Raw genomic sequence first — 16,889 nt, 5'->3', positions numbered from 1 at the left:
GGGAAAACATGACTCGCAACACCTCCGCGCGGCGCCGTCGCCGCGCCGCTCCCTCCCGCTTCGAACGCGCCGGGCGCCGAGCCGCCGCCCTGCAGCGGCCACGCGTCGTCCTCGCGCTCGTTCTCGTCCTGGGACTCGTCAGCGTGATGCTGCTCGACGGATATCTGCGGGCCGAGGTCCTGGGCGACCACCGCGTCCGCACCGACGCGGCCTACGACAAGGTGCCGCAGCGCATCCTCGACGGCGGCCCGATTCTGACCTCGGCCAACGGTTCCATGCGGACGCAGTCCGTTCCGAAGAAGACCGTCGTGCTCACCTTCGACGACGGTCCCGACGCCACGTACACCGAGAAGGTCCTCAAGATCCTCGCGGACAACGATGTGGAAGGCACGTTCTTCCTCGTGGGTTCCATGATCGCCCGGCACCCCGGCATCGTGAAGGACATGGTCGCCCAGGGGAACGAGGTCGGCCTGCACACCTTCACCCACGTCGACCTCTCCTACCAGAGTGACGCCCGGGTCAAGCGTGAACTCACACAGACCCAGCTGGCCCTGGCGGGAGCGGCCGGCATCACCACGAAGCTGGTGCGTGCGCCCTACTCGTCCGAGGCCTCCGCGATCGACAACTACAGCTGGCCGGTCTACAAAAAGCTCGGCGCCATGGGCTACACCAGCGTCTTCGTCGACACCGACAGCGACGACTGGAAGAAGCCGGGCGTCTCGAAGATCGTCCAGTGGGCGACGCCCAAGAAGAACAAGGGCGCGTCGGTGCTCTTCCACGACGCCGGCGGCAACCGCGACCAGACGCTCAAGGCGCTGCCGAAGTACATCAAGAAGATGAAGGCGAAGGGCTACACCTTCACGACGGTCAGCGGCGCCATGGCCAAGTCCGCGGCGCGGGGAGGTTCCGTGCAGAACGGCTCCGCGCAGGGCAGCGGCGCACAGGCCGGCGGGACACAGGGCGCAGGCGCTCAGGCCGGTGGGGCGCAGAGGTCCGGTCAGGCGCCGGGTGGCGCGGCCCCGCAGGGGACCCCTCCTTCCGCCGGCGCGAACACTCCCGGCGGCACCCGGAACGTCAACCAGGCGGCCCACTCCGAAGCCACCGGCACCACCCTCTACGAAGGCAAGGCGCTCATCGCGGCGGTCGCGATCGCCGAGTGGACCGTGCCGACGCTGGCCGTCTTCCTCGCGGTCGTCGGAGTCGCGGTCATGGCGCGATTCGCGATGATGCTGGTCCTCGCGCGGCGCCACTACAGGCAGCGGAACAAGCGCCGGTTCAGCTGGGGGCCGCCCGTGACCAGGCCGGTGAGCGTGATCGTGCCCGCGTACAACGAGAAGGAGTGCATCGCCAACACCCTCAACTCCCTAGCGCAGAGCACGCATCCCATCGAGATCATCGTCGTGGACGACGGCTCCACGGACGGCACGAAGGAGATCGCCGAATCCCTCGGCCTGCCCAACGTACGGGTGATCCGTCAGGAGAACGCGGGCAAACCCGCAGCGCTCAACAACGGTGTACGCAACGCCAGTTACGACATCGTCGTGATGATGGACGGCGACACGGTCTTCGAGCCGGACACCGTCCGGCAGCTCGTCCAGCCCTTCGCCGCCTCGGACATCGGCGCGGTCGCGGGCAACGCCAAGGTCGGCAACCGCAACACGGTCATCGGTGCCTGGCAGCACATCGAGTACGTGATGGGCTTCAACCTGGACCGCCGCATGTACGACCTGCTGCGTTGCATGCCCACCATCCCCGGAGCGATCGGAGCGTTCCGGCGCCAGGCCGTCCTCGAGGTCGGCGGCATGAGCGAGGACACCCTCGCCGAGGACACCGACATCACCGTCGCGATGCACCGCGCCGGATGGCGCGTGGTGTACCAGGAGCATGCGCGGGCCTGGACGGAGGCGCCGGCCTCGCTCAAGCAGCTGTGGAGCCAGCGCTACCGCTGGTCGTACGGCACCATGCAGGCACTGTGGAAGCACCGCAAGTCCCTGGTGGACAAGGGGCCTTCGGGCCGCTTCGGGCGGGTGGGCATGCCGCTCGTGGTGCTCTTCCAGATCGTCACGCCGGTCTTCGCACCGCTGATCGACCTCTTCACCGTCTACTCGATGATCTTCGTGGACTTCAAGGCGTCCCTGCTCGCGTGGCTGGCCGTGCTCGGCATCCAACTCGTGTGCGCCGCCTACGCGTTCCGCCTCGACGGGGAGAAGTACCGCTACCTGTGGATGCTCCCGCTCCAGCAGATCGCGTACCGCCAGATGATGTACCTGGTCCTCATCCACTCCTCCATCACCGCCCTCACGGGCGGCCGGCTGCGCTGGCAGAAACTCAAGCGCACCGGCGAGGTCGGGACGCCGGCGGGGGTGGGTCGGTGACCTCGGAGGCACAGGGAAATCGTCACAGAGCCGCTCGGCGAACGCGCGGAACACCTGGAACGCCAGGTATGCAAGATATGCAAGGCCTGGATCAGGACACCACACCTCTCCGGGTGATCGGGCCGGACCTAGAGCCCGTGCCCGAGGCGCCGGCAGCCCGGGCAGGCGGCCGCGACCGGTACTTCGACACGCTTCGCGCCCTCGCACTCGTTCGCGTCGTCGCCTACCACACGTTCGGCTGGGTGTGGGCCGGCCTCGTCTTCCCCTCCATGGGCGTCATGTTCGCGCTCGCCGGGTCGCTCATGGCCAAGTCCCTTGAACGGCCCGCCGTTTCGGTGATCAGAAGCCGGATACGACGGCTGCTGCCGCCCTTCTGGCTCTGGGGACTGTTCGTCGTCCTCGCGATGCTGCTGCACGGCTGGATGCCGGGGTGGCAGGTCGTGTACTGGGTGGTCCCCCTCGGCGACCCGCCGGGCAACAGCTGGGGCATGCAGGCCTGGGAGATCCTCTGGTACCTGCGCGCCTACCTGTGGTTCGTCCTCCTGTCGCCACTGCTCCTGAAGGTGTTCCGGCTGGCGCCACTGACGGTGCTTCTCGCCTCTCTCGCGCCGATCGTGGTGCTCCAGTTCGTGTGGCAGCCACCGGACAACCGGTTCGGCAGCTGTCTCCTCGACTTCGCCACGTTCCTGTTCTGCTGGCTCGTCGGCATCGCGCACCGTGAGGGCGTCCTGGCCCGGCTGCGTCCGGGACCCGTCGTCGTACTGTCTCTCGCGGCCCTGGCCTACGGTGCCTGGTTCGCCCTCACCCACCAGGCGGAGTACGGGAGTTACGACCTGGACGACATTCCGCTGGCGCAGGCTTTCTGGTCGGCCGGGTTCGTGACGCTGCTGATGTACTCGAAGGCGTACTTCAAGGTCGACTTCGCGTGGCTGGCCCGCTTCAAACGGCTGAACCGGATCGTGTCGGTCTTCAACGCGCGGGCGATGACGATCTACCTCTGGCACGAGATCGCACTGATCCTCGCGGTGCCGCTGATCGACCAGTTCTGGAACGTGCCCGCGTTCGCGCAGTACCTGCCGCTGGAGAGCCAGTGGTTCATGTTCGGTGTGGGCTGGGTGCTGATCGCCGTGGCGATCCCGCTGGTGGGCTGGGTGGAGGACGTCGCGGCGAAGCGACGGCCTCGGCTGCTGCCGTGAGGGTCAGGCCTGCCTCCCTGAAAAGAGGCAGGCCTGAGCGGCTGTCGCCGACGGCAGCGCCGTGGCATGGCGTTTGTCCAGCGACCGCCGGGCCCATCCCATGCCGTGGTGACGGTGCGGCCCCGTCCGGAGCGTGCCTGCCCCCTCAGCGTCCGAGGTTGACATCAGCGCCCTGAACGATGCACACGTCTCTGGTCCGTCACCGAGGCGGTCGTCCGCTCGGCGTCAGATCGCGGTGGTGCGCCGGTGACGAGGCCCTGGGCAGACCCGGTCACGGAGTTGCCCGTGGCGTGGACGGGGGAGGCATCGCGCTTCGAGCGTCCCAGACAGGTGGCGGTGACGGAGGCGCACGCGACGGCGGCGATGCCTAGCCACTGAGGCCGGCTGAGGTGCTGACCGAGGACGATCAGGCCGAACAGGGCGCCTCCGGCCGGCTCCAGACTGGTGAGCACGCCGAAGACACGGGGCGGGATCCGGCGCAGCGCTTCCAGGTTGAGCGAGTAAGGCAGCACGCTGGAGGCCACTGCCACGACTGCCGCCACCCAAAGGACCTGGGGGTCCAGCAGCGCAGTGCCGGCCTGGGCGATGCCGTAGGGAGCGCTCAGCAGGGCCGCCCAGGCGATGGCCATGGCCAGGCCCTGGCCGCCGCTGAGACGAGTGGCCATGCGGGCGGAGACCATGATGTATCCGGCCCAGCAGCACGCCGCCGCGGCAGCCAGTGCGACGCCGGCCAGCGGGAGGGAGGCGCCTGCTCCGCCGCCCAGCAGGACTACGCCGCCCACGGCCACGCACGCCGGGCAGGTCGATCACGCGTCGGGAGCCTGCCAGGGCGATGGCAAAAGGGCCGAGGAACTCGATGGTGGCGACGATCCCGAGAGGGAGATGGTTGACGGCCTCGAAGAAGGCGATGTGATGTCCGGCGAGCAAGGTCCCGGCGGCAAGCACCGTGCCCCAGGCTCCCTGCACGCCACTCAAGGCCTGGCGCCGCGGACGCCACAGCAGGCAGAGCAGCACACCGGCGATCAGCAGTCGCAGGAAGACGACACCGGCGACGCCTGCCTGGGGGTAGGCGCGGGGGGCAAGGGCCGCGCCGAACTGGATTCCGCATACGCCGGCCAGTACGAGGCCCGGTGCTGGCGCACGGCCCGCGACGGCGGAGAACCCTCTGGCCACGCTGTGGTGCTGCATTCCTCTGTCCGTGGTTCGTGGTTCGTGGTTCCGGTCCCCGGGCGCCAGGGACGCCATGCCGCCCGGGGGCTGTTGCGGTAAGGGTGGCCGGCTGGATGAACCGCAGGCCGGCGCTGCGCCGTTGGTGTCGGTCAGTCGCCGATGCGCAGCAGGAGTTTGCCCGTTGACGTACGTGAGTCGACGAGCCGGTGAGCGTCGGCGGCGTCCGCGAGCGGGAACTCCGCGGTGACGGGGAGCGTCACCGTGCCGTCGGCGACGGTGCGCAGGGCGCGCTCGGTCAGTGTGCGCACCACCTGGGGGGCGGCCTGCGCGAGCGCCAGAATGGAGAAGCCTGCGACGGTGCGGCCCATCGCGTACAGATCGGGCTGCCCGACCTGCCACGGCTGCTGCCCGCCGGCGTTGCCGAAGGACACCAGGCGCCCGAAGACCGCCAGAGCGTCGAGACCGCGGCGCAGCGTGTCGCCGCCCACCGGGTCGAGGATCAGGTCGACGCCCCTGCCGCTGGTGGCACTTCGGACGTCCTCGTCGAAGGTCTCGGTCGGAAAGACCTGGTCGTAGCCGTGCTTGAGGGCGTATTCGGCCTTGGCGCCGGTGGACGCCACTCCGTACACGGCGCCGGCGCCGGCCGCGCGGGCCAGTTGCCCGGCCACCGTGCCGATGCCTCCCGCCGCACTGTGCACCAGGACGCTCTCTCCCGCCCGAAGACGCCCCACCTCGTGGATCAGGCCGTACGCGGTCGGCAGCACTGTGGGCAGCGTGGCCGCGGTACGCAGGTCCAGCCCGCCGGGCAGCGGGAAGACGGCCGCGGCCTCGGCGAGCACGACCTCGGCGTAGCCACCCCCGTCGACGAGTGCGGCGACCTCCTGCCCGACGGTCAGCCCTTCGACGCCCTCGCCGACCGCCCGGACACGTCCGGACACTTCCAGGCCAGGGCGGTAGGGCAGCGAGGCCACCCGATACCCCTCCGCGCGCGCCTTGATGTCCGCGAAGTTCACTCCCGCCCACGCGGTATCAATGCTCACCTGGCCCGGCCCCGGCTCGGGCGCATCGGCCTGTACGAGCCGCAGCACCTCGGGGCCGCCGTTCTCCTGGAACTCGACCGCACGCATAAGTGAACCTGCCCTCCGCGAGTGTTCAACGAGAAGCGAACACTCGGACTGTAAGATGAACATCGAACACTTGGCAAACGGATACACGGATACACGAGGCGCCGGGGAGGAATCGGGATGGCGGCAAAGTCAGAGCGTGCGGGTGCGGGGTACCGTCCGGCACCCGTTCACACGCACCCCGACGACGTTCCGCTCCTGACCGCCCTGTCCGCGTTGGCGGACCCCGTACGCATCCAGCTGATTCGCGATCTTGCCGGTCAACCTGACTGGACGCTCAGCTGCAGCAACTTCGACGTGCCGGTCGGCCGGGCCGCCAAGAGCCATCACTTCTCCGTCCTGCGCGACGCCGGCCTGGTCGAACAGCGCGATCAGGGCCCCAAGCGGCTCAACCGGCTACGCCGGGAGGAGTTCGACGACCGCTTCCCCGGCCTCCTCGACCTCGCTCTTCGCGCCGACTCCGTCACCTGAGCCGAGAGAGCAGCGGACGCAATCGCTCGCCGTTGCCACGCGTGGAGTCCCGGCCGCCGAAGCCGCGTCACCGCGGCATCGGCGGCCGGGATCGGCATCGGCATCGGCATCGGCCAAGCGGGCCACGCGGTCGTGGCCGAGCGCGAAAGGCGGCTCTACGAAACCGTGGCCCGGCGACATCACCGCCTGCATCGACATCACCGGACGCATCGACAACAGCGCCTAGACGTCCCGGTATCGGTCCCGGATCTCGGGGAGTTGCTGGAAGCCGGCTGACTTGTAGGTGGCGACGGCGGCCGCATTGAGGCTCGGGGTACAGACGATCGCGCTCGACGAGCCCAGCTCCTGGAGTGCGGCCGCCGCGGCGATGGTGATCGCCTTGCCGTAGCCGTGACGGCGATGTTCCCGGTGCACGCCCATCGGCTCGAGCAACCCGGGCTTGCCCGGACCGGCCGACCACACCGTCACCGCCGCCACCGCGTTGCCCCGGTCGTCGTACGCCACCAGACACCGGGCGTCGGCGTACGGCAAGCCGGCCGCCATCGCATGCCAGCGCTCGTCCGTGAACGGCGACCCGTCGAACGAAGCCCGCTGTACGGCCGTTCGCACGTGCGCCTGCTCCGGCCCGATCACCTCGATCCCTACTCCTGGGTCCCCCACCGGCTCGGTGAGGTCGCGGCGCAGCGGCGTCCACGGCTCGGCGGTTTTCCAGCCGTCCTCGAGCAGCAGGTCTTGGACCCGTGCGCCCGCCGGCGCGTCGACGTACGCCTTCCCCTCCATCAGTACGCCGCGCTCCGGCCCGGTCACGTCCTCGACCAGCTGATGCGCCAGTTCCTCGTCCCGCTGAGCGTCCGGCGCGATCGTCAACCGCAACAGCTCGGGCTCGTCCAGCAGCCCGACGGCGAGAATCCGCCCGTCCCGGCGCCACGTCCGGACCGCCGCGGCCGTCGCCTCCGCACCCGACCGCCAGAACCAGCCCAGGTCCCCCGGATGCAGTTGCATCGGCACCCCGTCGTACTGCCACTGCCGCAGCACGCCCACAGCCTCGCTCAGCCCGTCAACTCCCGGCTCGCTCAACACAATCGCCATGTTCCCGATCACACACCACCGCACCGACAGGCCGCACCCGGTTTCCGGCCGGCTCCGATCGCTCTGCAGCCTGAGCGCGCTCGCCCCTTGGCGACACAACCAGTCACAACGCGTCCCAACAAGTCACAACAAGTCCAACCGGCTCGGCCACAAGCCACATCGGCCCGGCGCACTCTCTGGTTGCCCCGTGGCAGTCGGCGGTTTGACTGAAAGGTGGCGCACGGGAGCCGTTCCCCGTCCCCAGCCCCTCTCCCCCGGCGCGCTCCTGAGTCCGCCATGGTCACGCACACGAGCCAGGTCTTCGACCCGACCCGGATCGGCCGGCAGCGACAGCGGCGTTTCACCTGTTGGGCATCGCCGCTCAAGCGCACCGCCGTGCAGCCCAATTGCCGTAGTGTCGATCTGGATCAACGCTGATGAGGCGCCCGTCGACTCATCCCAGCGCCACGCATCGCCGCCAAGTGGGCCGCATGGCACTGCGTACCACTTCGGCCTTCCCTCTTGACCAGACACAACGTAACCGTGCCGTCCGATTCCTCCCTACCAAGTCCGCTCCCGCGCCAGAGGAAGATGATGACCACCATTTCGCCCTCAGCCCTTCCCTCCCATCTGGACGACGTCCTCGACGCGGTCCGACGTCGCAGCGCAGGCGAAGTAGTGTTTCAACAGGCCGTCGAGGAAGTCCTGCACACGCTCGGCCCGGTTCTCGACCGGCATCCCGAGTACGCCGACGCGCACATTCTTGAGCGCCTCTGCGAGCCCGAACGGCAGATCATGTTCCGGGTTCCCTGGGCCGACGACCGCGGCCGGATTCAGGTCAACCGCGGTTACCGCGTGGAATTCTCCAGCGCCCTCGGCCCTTACAAGGGAGGCCTGCGCTTCCACCCGACCGTCGATCTGTCGGTCATCAAGTTCCTCGGCTTCGAGCAGATCTTCAAGAACGCGCTCACCGGCCAGGGAATCGGGGCGGGCAAGGGCGGCGCGGACTTCGACCCCGCCGGCCGCAGCAACGCCGAAGTCATGCGCTTCTGCCAGTCGTTCATCACCGAGCTCTACCGGCACCTCGGCGAACACACGGACGTGCCGGCCGGTGACATCGGCGTGGGGGGCCGCGAGATCGGCTACATGTTCGGCCAGTACAAGCGGATCGTGAACCGCCACGAGGCGGGGGTGCTGACCGGGAAGGGCGTCGGATGGGGCGGCTCGCAGGGCCGGACCGAGGCGACCGGGTACGGCACCGTGTTCTTCGCCCGGGACATGCTCGCCACCCGCGGCCAGGACCTGACAGGCCGCACCGTCGTGGTGTCCGGTTCAGGCAATGTGGCGATCTACGCGATCGAGCAGGCCCACCGCCTCGGCGCGAAGGTCGTCGCCTGCTCGGACTCCGCCGGCCATGTCGTGGATCCGGACGGCATCGACGTCGCCCTCCTGCGTGAGATCAAGGAGGTGCGACGGGAACGGCTGAGCGCCTACGCCGCCGAGCGGCCGTCCGCCGAACACCACGCATTCGGATCGGTCTACGACGTGGGCTGCGACGTGGTGCTTCCCTGCGCCACCCAGAACGAGTTGGGCGAGGACCACGCCGCCGCGCTGATCCGTAACGGAGTGCTGGCGGTCGCGGAGGGCGCCAACATGCCCTGCACCCCTGGTGCGGTGGCCCGCTTCCGCGAGGCCGGGGTGCTGTTCGGCCCCGGCAAGGCCGCGAACGCGGGCGGCGTCGCGACCTCGGCCCTGGAGATGAGCCAGAACGCTGCGCGGGCGGCGTGGAGCCGGGACGAGGTGACGGACCGGCTGGAGAGCATCATGAGCGACATCCACGCCCACAGTCGGGCAACCGCCGACGCGTACACCGGTGACCCGGACGACTACGTCGCGGGAGCGGCCATCGCGGGATTCATCCGCGTCGCCGACGCGATGCTCGCCCAGGGCATCGTCTGATCCGTACGACCACCGGGCACGTCGCCGTCTCCATGTGAGACGGCGACGTGCAGGGAACGGCGACCGGCTACCAGCTACCGCACGAGGCGTGCCGCCGTCGCGCTTTGCGGCCAACTACTGAGCAAGTGCTCCCCTGGTGCGCCGAATTGACGATGAATCACTTCGTCCCGAAGGCGCCGGCGAGGCCCTGGCAGCGAACGGCCGTGACCGGCACTCCGGCCTCGCGGAGCTTGTTCGCGGAGCTTGTTCGCGTACGCCTCGCCCTCGTCGCGCAGCACGTCCGCTTCGCCGATGATGACGAGGGCCGGCGGCAGGCCGCGGAGCTGGTCGACGGTGGCGCGCAGCGGTGATGCGGTGATCTCGGCCCGCTGGGCGGCGTCGGCGGTGTACTGGTCCCAGAACCACTGCATGGCGTCGCACCGCAGGAAGTTGCCCTCCGCGAACTGGTGGCAGGAGGCGGTGTCGAAGTTCGCGTCGATGACCGGGTAGAACAGCACCTGCCCGAGCAGTTGGACGCGCCTCCGCGCTCCTTGGCCATCAGCGTCAGCGCGGCGGACATGTTGCCACCCACGCTGTCACCGGTCACCGCGATGCGGGTGGCGTCCAGGCCCTTGCCCGCGCCATCGGTGGCCACCCAGTGGGCGACCGCGGGCTTGGCGACCTCGCCGGACTGGACCTCATCGACCGTCTTACGGCCTTCCTCGGGGCCGAGGTCGAAGAGGAACGGCGGCTTCCCGGTCGCAGCCGCGAACTCCTCCGCTGAAGGGAGCCCGGCGGGCCCCGCCTGACAATAAGGCTGTGCCGCGATGACCGGGGACCAAGGCAACGGCCCGCTGGCATCCCGGGAGTTCTCCCTTGCTACGCGCGGTCAGGAGGGCCCGGCGTGGTGGTCCAACAAGCGGTTGAGCAACTCCACGAACTGGTCGCGTTCGGCCGGATTCAGCGGCGCGAGCAGTTCGTCGTGGAGTGCGTCCAGGACCTTGTCGAGGCGGCGCAGGTGACGGCGGCCTTTGGCGGAGATCGTGATGATGTTGCGGCGCTGATCGCCGGGATCCGGCGCCCGCTCGACGAGGTCACGCTCGGCCAGTTCGTTGAGCACGCCGACCATGTCGCTGCGGTAGATGCCGGTGCGCCCGCTCAGCGCCGCCTGGCTGCCCGGCCCGAAATCCTGCAGTGACGCGAGCACGGCGTAATGCCATTTGCGGGCGTCGGCCCGGGCCAGACCGTCGTTGATCAGCCGGTCCGACCGCACGGTCAGTTGCGACAACAACCGGCTCGCCCGCCGGCGCAGCCGGTCGGGCGTCCTGGGCGCGCCGACGTCGGGCAGGTCTGCGGCATCGGCTCTGATCATGGCGCCAATTCTACCCGTTGTGTTAGTTCGACTAACGATGTACGTTCACTCGCACCGACACCGTTAGTGTCACTAACGTTAGTTGGGCGAACTCCAGGAAGGAAGATCCGCTATTCCCACCAAAACACTGCAGATTCCCACCCCTGACGGCCAGGCCGACGCCTTCGCCGCCTTCCCCGACGACGGCGAGCGGCACCCGGGGGTGCTGCTGTACTCGGACGCCTTCGGCCTGCGGCCCGAGATGGAGGACAAGGCCCGCGAACTGGCCGACCACGGCTACTACGCGCTCGTCCCAAACCTCTACTACCGGCACGGCGTGGCACCGGTGGTAGAAGTTCCCGAGTACATCGGTGAAGAGGTCCGGCCCGAGGTCATCGGCCGGCTGATGCCCCTGCTCCAGGCACACACCACCGAACATGCCCAGCGCGACGCCGACGCCTACCTCAGGTTCCTCACCGCCCAGTCCGAGGTCAGCGCCGGACCGGTTGCCGTGGTCGGCTACTGCATCGGCACCCTCTTTGCGCTGCGTACCGCAGCGGCACACCCCGACCAGGTGGCCGCCGTCGCCGGATTCCACCCCGGCTTCGTGGTGACCGACACGCCGGACAGCCCGCACCGCCTCGTCCCCAAGCTGAGCGCCGAGGTCCATCTCGGCCTCGCCGACGACTTGCCGCCGGAGGCCGTCGGCGAGCTCAACGAGGCTCTGAATGCCGCAGGTTTGGGGCACACCGCCGAGATCTACCCCGGCACCGTCCACGGCTTCACCATGTCCGACACCGACGCTTTCAGCGCCTCCGGACTGAAGCGCCACTGGGACTGCCTGCTGTCTCTCCTCGACCGCACGCTGGGCAAGAGCTGAGGGCCACCCCGTAAGGCCTCTCGGGACGGCTCCTTGCGGTGGAGCCGTCCCAAGTGCAGTTCCAGCTCACTGCCCATGCCCCCTCCACCAGCCTCGGACGCCGAAGCTTCGCAGGACCTTTGTCAGGCACGACCTGGGCGGACCACCTCGGTCACGGGCTTTTCGCCGGGTCGCCCACGAAGTTGATGTTCGCTGCGACGTCGGCTGCGGTCAGCGGCGAGCCGTCGGCACAGATGATGCCGCGCCGCAGGCTGAAGGTGGCTTTCGTCGTCGTGGCCCGCCACTTGTCCGCCAGCCCCGTCACCGGCTTTCTGGCAGAGTCGACGTTGAGCAGCGAGTCGTAGAGGTAGCGGTCGGTCTGGATGGCGACCGAGAGGACCGTCATCTGCGGGTCGCGGCTGCCGGGGTCGGACGCGATCGCCTGCGTGAAGGTCCTGCCGTCCGCCAGTTTCTGGTGTGCAGTCCGCCCCTGCGTGGACTGCGAGACTCCCCCGCACGCGCACCGTCAGCGCCAGCGCGCCGAGCAGCACGACCGGTCGCCTCACGACGTCACTCCATGGCGGAGATGATCCACAGCGAGCCGGGCGGCCCTGCCGATCGAGGCATCGACAGCAGGCCGGCGGTCCTCCAGGGAGTCCGCGCGGGTGAACACCGCGACGGCGTACTGCCTGCCGTCCGGGTAGGTCAGCACACCTGCTTCATTGCGGACCGCGGGAAGCGTGCCCGTCTTGGCCGCCACCTGGACCCCGGTGTCGAGGCCGCACGAGATCCGGTGCGGCCAGATCTGCCGTCCCATGATCGCGCGGACCTTCTCGCACGCCCCGGGATCGGCCGCGCGGTCGGTCCAGATCGCGTCTAGCAGCAGGGTGATCTCCCGCGGAGTGGACGACGTCGTCCTGGCCGGGTCGAGCACCTCCAGCTTCCACAGCTGTTCCGGGGTGGCCGCGGCGAGCGCGGCCTCCACGTCGCCGTCTTCGCCGACACCGAGGTCGGACAGCAACGACGCGAACAGGTCCTCGCAGCAGCCGCGGACACGCGTTCGGGACAGGCCGAGGTCGGTGAGCACCAGGTCCACGGCGGCCTGTCCGACCCGGTGGAACACGACGTCGGTGGCGGCGTTGTCGCTCATGGTCAACATGAACAGCACCAGGTCGCGCCAGCTCATCTCCACGTCGTCGGCGCACCCGGCCGTGCCGATCCCTCCGATGCGGTAGCGCGCGGTGACCCGTGTCCGTTCGGCCTCGTCCAGCCGCCCGGCGGCCACCTCGCGGGCGTAGGCGACCGCGACCGGGATCTTGAACACCGACGCCAGGACCACCGGGGCGTCCGCGCCGACGGCGACCTCGGGGCCGTCGGTCACGCCGACTTCACGGGCGTGCAGGAACCCTTGTGCACCTGCCTCGGCGAAGACCGCGGTGATCTCGTCAGCGACGGCATTCACCGGCTCACCCGCCGATCGGCCCGGCCGGTGTGCAGGAACTGCGCCCGCCCGTTCCCGTCGTCTCCGACGAACGCGTGCACCGTGTGCATGCCGTGCTGCGGCTTCGCCGGGATCAGCTTGTCGCCCTCGTACGCAACCAGTTCGATCCTTTCCGGCGGACCGCCGTCGAGCTCGGCGAACACCCCCTTCGGGGTCCGCTCGACCCACAGCCGGCCGTCGGCGTCCTCGCTGACCACGGTGTCGCTGACGGACGACGAGTACACCCCCACGAACCTCGCTGTCTCGACGCTCGGGGCTTCGGTGTGCGGCACCGGGGGCGCCGGCATCTCTATGCCGGCGAGCTCTCGCAGCACGCGTCCGACGAGTTCGACGTACAGAGGGAGCGGGTTGCCGCCGTTGGTCAGCAGTGCCACCGCGATGTCGTGTTCGGGAGCCACACGCAGGAAGGCTGACTGGCCGAGCGTGCCTCCGTCGTGGCCGACCACCGCGCCGCCGGGCCAGTCGAAGAGCGACCAGCCCAGTCCCCAGGCCTCGCCCATCAGACCGAGATCCGGCAGTTCCACCTCGCGGTGCCGCATGGCGAGCGCGCTCTCCGGCGAGAGTACCGCCGTCCCGTCGGGCCCTCTGCCCCCGTCGAGATGCATCCGCGCGAACGTCAGCAGGTCCCGCGGCCGCATCGCCAGCATCGATCCGGCGGGCGCGTTCGACCGGGGCAGTGCCCAGACGTGCGCGGGCTGCGGCTCGGCGCCCTGCTCCGGCGTGAGGTGCCCCGACGCGGCACGGAACCTGACGGCCTCGTACGGGCTGGGGGCGACGTGGGTCAGCCCCATCGGCGTGCACAGGTGGTCGCGCAGGCAGTCGTCGTACGACTTGTCGCGCAGCACCTCGACGATGCGACCGAGTACACAGAAGGCCGCGTTGTTGTACGAGAACATCTCGCCCGGTGCGAACAGCTGGGGCACTTCGGCGAGAAGGGTGACGAGCTTGTGCACCGCGTCGTCGCCGCGTCCGGTGTCGAGGAAGATGTCGCCCTCGAACCCCGAGCTGTGGCACATCAGTTGGCGGACGGTGATCTTCGCGGAGGCCGTCTCGTCCCCGACGGCGAATTCGGGCAGGTACGCCCGGACCGGCGCGTCGATGTCGAGCGCGCCCTCGTCGACGAGCTGCATCGCCAGCGTGGTCGTCCAGACCTTGGTGATCGAACCGATCTGGAAGACGGAATCCGTAGTGGCCTCGACGCCGGTGTTCTTGTTCAGCACCCCGGCCGCACGGTCGATCATCTCGCCGTGTGCGTATACGGCGATCGACGCGGCCGGCACCTTGTACTCGGCCAGCAACTCGGGAAGACGACTTTCCAACCAGCCACAGAGTTCATTGAGTTCGGACATGTGCACCTCTTGTCTCGGCGAGGGAGAACGGGTGATTCCGGGAGGGTATGACCTGCGCCCTCATGACCGATTCGTGAGAAACGACGAGAATTGGCGAAACCTTCATCGCGGCCGACGAAACACCCGGCCGCCGGTATGGGTTACGGCCTGAGCCAGTCCACCGCCCGGGCGGCGGCGAACCCGATGAAGGCGTCACGCTCGGGAACTCTCGAACGGGCGTCGACGGCCCTGGTGAAGACGCCGACCGCGTACCGGCCACCGTCCGGGTACTCCACCACGCCGATCTCGTTGCGCAGCGAGGGCAGCGTGCCGGTCTTGCCGCCGATCCTGACCTCGTCGTCCGCGAAGCCGGAGCGCAGCCGGTGCGGCCACACCTGCAGTTCCAGCCAGCGCCGGACGTCGGCGCACGCCGCCGCGGGCGCTGCTTCGTCACGCCAGATCAGGCCCAGCAGGCGGGTGCTTTCTGCGGCGGTGGTCCGGCAGGTCTCTTCAGGTGTCAACGCCCGCAGCTTGGTGAGTTGTTCGGCCGGCAACGCGGCCAGGATCCGTTCGTCGTCCTGGTAGTCGATCCCGAGGTCCTCCCCGATCGTGCGCAACAGCTCCCCGCAGTCGTGGGGGACGGCCGTGTGCGGGAGGTCGAGCCGCCGCAGCGTCTCGGCGACCGTGGCCTTGCCCACCTTCTTGAGGATCAGGTCCGTGGCGACGTTGTCGCTGATGCCGATCATCAGGACCGCCAGGTCGTACCAGGACATCGTGACGTCGTGTCGGAACGTCGCGAGGCCGTACGGACCGGCGGTCGGATGTCCCGGTGGCACCGTGATCCGCTCGGCGAGGTCGAGTTCACCGTCGGCCGCCTGCCGCGCCAGTTCCACCGCTACGGGAACCTTGAACACGGACGCGGTGACCACCGGCTCCTCGGCGTCGATGCCCACCTGTCGTGGGCTGTCCAGATCGGCCGCGTGCAGCCATACCTGGACGCCGACTTCCGCCGCCCGGCCGGTGATCGTCTCGACCAGTTCCGATTCGGTGACCATGGGGTGATCCCTTCAGTCTGTCGGGTGTGGAATCCCTGTCCGGACTGGATCTGCCTGCTGGGTGCGCCGGCCGACTACTTGGTGCCGGTCGACGGGAAGTTGAACTGTTCGGCTCGCTGCGGGACCCAGAACGCGATCACCGCGGTGAGCAGCGTGGTGCAGATCAGGAAGCCGAACGCGGCGGTGTAGGAGAACGCGTCCGCCAGCCAGCCCATCGCCAGCGGCGCGATCACTCCGGCGACCTGGCCGCCGAAGTTCGTCATCCCGGAGCCGAGGCCGGCCACCGCCGTGGGAAGCACCCGCAGCGGAAGGCCGAAGACGCACATCGTCGCCATCCCGAACACTCCGACGGCCAACGTCTCGTAGAGAGTGAATGTCGCCGCGCTGCCCGCCGACACCATCAGGACGAGCAGGACCGCGGTCACCGTCGCGATGGACATCAGGTACCACCTGGCCTTGTCATGGAAGTACCGGTCGAACAGCCAGCCGCCGAAGATGGTCGTCGCGAAGCCCACCAGACTCGGGATCGCCGACAGCACGCCGGTCTCGTTCAGCGACAGGTGTCTGGCCTCGAGCAGATAGCTGGGCACCCAGGTGACCAGGCCGTAGCTGAGCATGTTCATCGCGCAGAACAGCACCGCGAACTTCCACACCGCCGGGGACTTGAGTACTTGTGCGCGCGAGACTTCGGGCGTCGTCACCGTCGTTTGCGGGAGCCGGCTGAGCCGGTCCGGCAATGCCTTGGGCAGGAGCGCCCACAAACCGATGCCGATGGCCGCGCCGCAACCCGCCAACCAGAGGAAGGTGTGCCTCCAGCCGATGCCCGTCAGCAGCGGGGCTACGAGCAGGGGTGCAAGGCCGGCGATCCCGCTGGCGGAAAGCATCACGCTCGTGGCGGTCCCCCGTCTCTCCGGTGTCGTCCGTTCCGCGATGGCTTTGAACGACGCCGCCGGGAAGGCGCCCTGACAGGCACCGAAGAGGCCACGGAACAGCAGGAGAAGACCGAAGGTACCGGCCATCCCGGTCAGAGCGGTGAACAGCGACCACAGCACGAGCGTGATCAGCATCGGTTTACGGGAGCCGTACCGATCGGCCAGGAAGCCCGCCGGTATCTGGCAGATCATGTAGACCAGCGCGAAGACGGTGACGAGCGAGCCCTGTGCCGTCTTGCCTAGATGGAACTCCTCTCCGATCGACGGCAGAGCCATGCTGATGGAGAAGCGGTCGATGTAGTCGATCGACCAGGCGCACAGCATGACCACCATCGTGATCGTTGCTGTCCGGTTGACCCGCTTCGGTGTCCAGGTGTCCTCGGTGACCACCGCCGTCATGGCTACCTCCGTAACGCTGCGTCGGGGTTGATGGCCCATCCTGGACATCAGGTGACGCAGCGGGTTCGTGGAGTTCCACAAACCTTCAGATGGTGTTCGGGCGGTGCGGACGAACGTTGTCT

General features: G+C 68.9%; 15 protein-coding genes and 1 pseudogene. 6 read left to right on the top strand and 10 right to left on the bottom strand.

Annotation, left to right across the window (positions count from 1 at the left end; translation table 11 throughout):
- Positions 1-8 precede the first annotated feature (8 nt).
- A complete protein-coding gene (locus OHA58_RS37250; RefSeq protein WP_405484163.1) occupies positions 9-2,375 on the top strand; it encodes a bifunctional polysaccharide deacetylase/glycosyltransferase family 2 protein in 2,367 nt (788 codons plus the stop codon).
- Positions 2,318-3,571 carry an acyltransferase gene (locus OHA58_RS37245; protein ID WP_405485379.1) on the top strand — a complete coding sequence of 418 codons (1,254 nt, stop codon included), beginning with the start codon at positions 2,318-2,320 and terminating at the stop codon, positions 3,569-3,571. Before OHA58_RS37250 ends, OHA58_RS37245 begins: the two co-directional genes overlap by 58 nt.
- A 164-nt stretch (positions 3,572-3,735) precedes the next feature.
- Here OHA58_RS37245 and OHA58_RS37240 read toward each other — a convergent pair whose 3' ends face one another.
- Entirely contained in the window at positions 3,736-4,251 is a 516-nt protein-coding gene (locus OHA58_RS37240) for an EamA family transporter (RefSeq protein WP_405485377.1), read from the bottom strand.
- Here OHA58_RS37240 and OHA58_RS37235 point away from each other — a divergent pair.
- The gene (locus OHA58_RS37235; RefSeq protein WP_405485442.1) at positions 4,235-4,840 is read left to right on the top strand and encodes a hypothetical protein; all 606 of its coding nucleotides are present in this window, start codon (positions 4,235-4,237) and stop codon (positions 4,838-4,840) included. The two genes, OHA58_RS37240 and OHA58_RS37235, sit on opposite strands and share 17 nt — an antisense overlap.
- Before the next feature lie 50 nt (positions 4,841-4,890).
- On the opposite strand, the gene OHA58_RS37230 is transcribed toward OHA58_RS37235, so the two are convergent.
- Complete coding sequence (locus OHA58_RS37230) at positions 4,891-5,868, bottom strand: zinc-binding alcohol dehydrogenase family protein (protein ID WP_405484161.1); 978 nt, start codon at positions 5,866-5,868, stop codon at positions 4,891-4,893.
- Positions 5,869-5,985: 117 nt separating this feature from the next.
- Between OHA58_RS37230 and OHA58_RS37225 the strand changes: the two genes are divergently transcribed.
- The gene (locus tag OHA58_RS37225; protein ID WP_227292622.1) at positions 5,986-6,336 is read left to right on the top strand and encodes a helix-turn-helix transcriptional regulator; all 351 of its coding nucleotides are present in this window, start codon (positions 5,986-5,988) and stop codon (positions 6,334-6,336) included.
- A gap of 222 nt (positions 6,337-6,558) precedes the next feature.
- Here the strand turns inward: OHA58_RS37225 and OHA58_RS37220 are convergent, their stop codons facing one another.
- On the bottom strand, positions 6,559-7,425 hold the full coding sequence (locus tag OHA58_RS37220; RefSeq protein WP_405484159.1) for a GNAT family N-acetyltransferase: 867 nt from the start codon (positions 7,423-7,425) through the stop codon (positions 6,559-6,561).
- Between the two features lie 573 nt (positions 7,426-7,998).
- Between OHA58_RS37220 and gdhA the strand changes: the two genes are divergently transcribed.
- Positions 7,999-9,363, top strand: coding sequence for an NADP-specific glutamate dehydrogenase (gdhA, locus tag OHA58_RS37215; RefSeq protein WP_405484157.1), 1,365 nt, complete (start codon positions 7,999-8,001; stop codon positions 9,361-9,363).
- Between the two features lie 169 nt (positions 9,364-9,532).
- Here gdhA and OHA58_RS37210 read toward each other — a convergent pair.
- Positions 9,533-10,171, bottom strand: a pseudogene (locus OHA58_RS37210) (alpha/beta hydrolase); the annotation flags it as partial.
- A 60-nt stretch (positions 10,172-10,231) separates the two neighbouring features.
- Entirely contained in the window at positions 10,232-10,714 is a 483-nt protein-coding gene (locus OHA58_RS37205) for a MarR family winged helix-turn-helix transcriptional regulator (protein WP_405484155.1), read from the bottom strand.
- A gap of 112 nt (positions 10,715-10,826) precedes the next feature.
- Between OHA58_RS37205 and OHA58_RS37200 the strand changes: the two genes are divergently transcribed.
- Complete coding sequence (locus OHA58_RS37200) at positions 10,827-11,573, top strand: dienelactone hydrolase family protein (RefSeq protein ID WP_405485375.1); 747 nt, start codon at positions 10,827-10,829, stop codon at positions 11,571-11,573.
- A gap of 151 nt (positions 11,574-11,724) precedes the next feature.
- Here OHA58_RS37200 and OHA58_RS37195 read toward each other — a convergent pair whose 3' ends face one another.
- The 5 genes from OHA58_RS37195 to OHA58_RS37175 all read right to left on the bottom strand — a co-directional run bounded on the left by OHA58_RS37195 (position 11,725) and on the right by OHA58_RS37175 (position 16,767).
- Positions 11,725-11,958: a hypothetical protein gene (locus OHA58_RS37195; RefSeq protein ID WP_405484153.1), complete on the bottom strand. Its 234-nt coding sequence runs from the start codon at positions 11,956-11,958 to the stop codon at positions 11,725-11,727.
- A gap of 156 nt (positions 11,959-12,114) precedes the next feature.
- Complete coding sequence (locus OHA58_RS37190) at positions 12,115-13,014, bottom strand: serine hydrolase (protein ID WP_405484151.1); 900 nt, start codon at positions 13,012-13,014, stop codon at positions 12,115-12,117.
- Positions 13,011-14,402: a serine hydrolase domain-containing protein gene (locus tag OHA58_RS37185; RefSeq protein ID WP_405484149.1), complete on the bottom strand. Its 1,392-nt coding sequence runs from the start codon at positions 14,400-14,402 to the stop codon at positions 13,011-13,013. The genes OHA58_RS37190 and OHA58_RS37185 overlap by 4 nt, the downstream gene beginning before the upstream one ends.
- 140 nt (positions 14,403-14,542) lie before the next feature.
- Positions 14,543-15,436, bottom strand: a complete 894-nt coding sequence (locus tag OHA58_RS37180; protein ID WP_405484147.1) for a serine hydrolase — start codon at positions 15,434-15,436, stop codon at positions 14,543-14,545.
- A gap of 74 nt (positions 15,437-15,510) precedes the next feature.
- Positions 15,511-16,767 carry an MFS transporter gene (locus tag OHA58_RS37175; protein WP_405484145.1) on the bottom strand — a complete coding sequence of 419 codons (1,257 nt, stop codon included), beginning with the start codon at positions 16,765-16,767 and terminating at the stop codon, positions 15,511-15,513.
- Positions 16,768-16,889: the final 122 nt, after the last annotated feature.

Origin of the sequence: Streptomyces sp. NBC_00009 (assembly GCF_045040855.1) — a bacterium.
Lineage (GTDB): Bacteria > Actinomycetota > Actinomycetes > Streptomycetales > Streptomycetaceae > Streptomyces > Streptomyces aureus.
This window is presented reverse-complemented; position numbering and strand designations above follow the sequence as displayed.

What these genes read in the sequence shown, in the direction of transcription:
- OHA58_RS37250 (WP_405484163.1), top strand. Translation starts at nt 9, where the DNA reads ATGACTCGCAACACCTCCGCGCGGCGCCGTCGCCGCGCCGCTCCCTCC.
- OHA58_RS37235 (WP_405485442.1), top strand. Translation starts at nt 4,235, where the DNA reads ATGCGGGCGGAGACCATGATGTATCCGGCCCAGCAGCACGCCGCCGCG.
- OHA58_RS37240 (WP_405485377.1), bottom strand. Translation starts at nt 4,251, where the DNA reads ATGGTCTCCGCCCGCATGGCCACTCGTCTCAGCGGCGGCCAGGGCCTG.
- OHA58_RS37230 (WP_405484161.1), bottom strand. Translation starts at nt 5,868, where the DNA reads ATGCGTGCGGTCGAGTTCCAGGAGAACGGCGGCCCCGAGGTGCTGCGG.
- OHA58_RS37225 (WP_227292622.1), top strand. Translation starts at nt 5,986, where the DNA reads ATGGCGGCAAAGTCAGAGCGTGCGGGTGCGGGGTACCGTCCGGCACCC.
- OHA58_RS37220 (WP_405484159.1), bottom strand. Translation starts at nt 7,425, where the DNA reads ATGGCGATTGTGTTGAGCGAGCCGGGAGTTGACGGGCTGAGCGAGGCT.
- gdhA (WP_405484157.1), top strand. Translation starts at nt 7,999, where the DNA reads ATGACCACCATTTCGCCCTCAGCCCTTCCCTCCCATCTGGACGACGTC.
- OHA58_RS37205 (WP_405484155.1), bottom strand. Translation starts at nt 10,714, where the DNA reads ATGATCAGAGCCGATGCCGCAGACCTGCCCGACGTCGGCGCGCCCAGG.
- OHA58_RS37195 (WP_405484153.1), bottom strand. Translation starts at nt 11,958, where the DNA reads ATGACGGTCCTCTCGGTCGCCATCCAGACCGACCGCTACCTCTACGAC.
- OHA58_RS37185 (WP_405484149.1), bottom strand. Translation starts at nt 14,402, where the DNA reads ATGTCCGAACTCAATGAACTCTGTGGCTGGTTGGAAAGTCGTCTTCCC.
- OHA58_RS37180 (WP_405484147.1), bottom strand. Translation starts at nt 15,436, where the DNA reads ATGGTCACCGAATCGGAACTGGTCGAGACGATCACCGGCCGGGCGGCG.
- OHA58_RS37175 (WP_405484145.1), bottom strand. Translation starts at nt 16,767, where the DNA reads ATGACGGCGGTGGTCACCGAGGACACCTGGACACCGAAGCGGGTCAAC.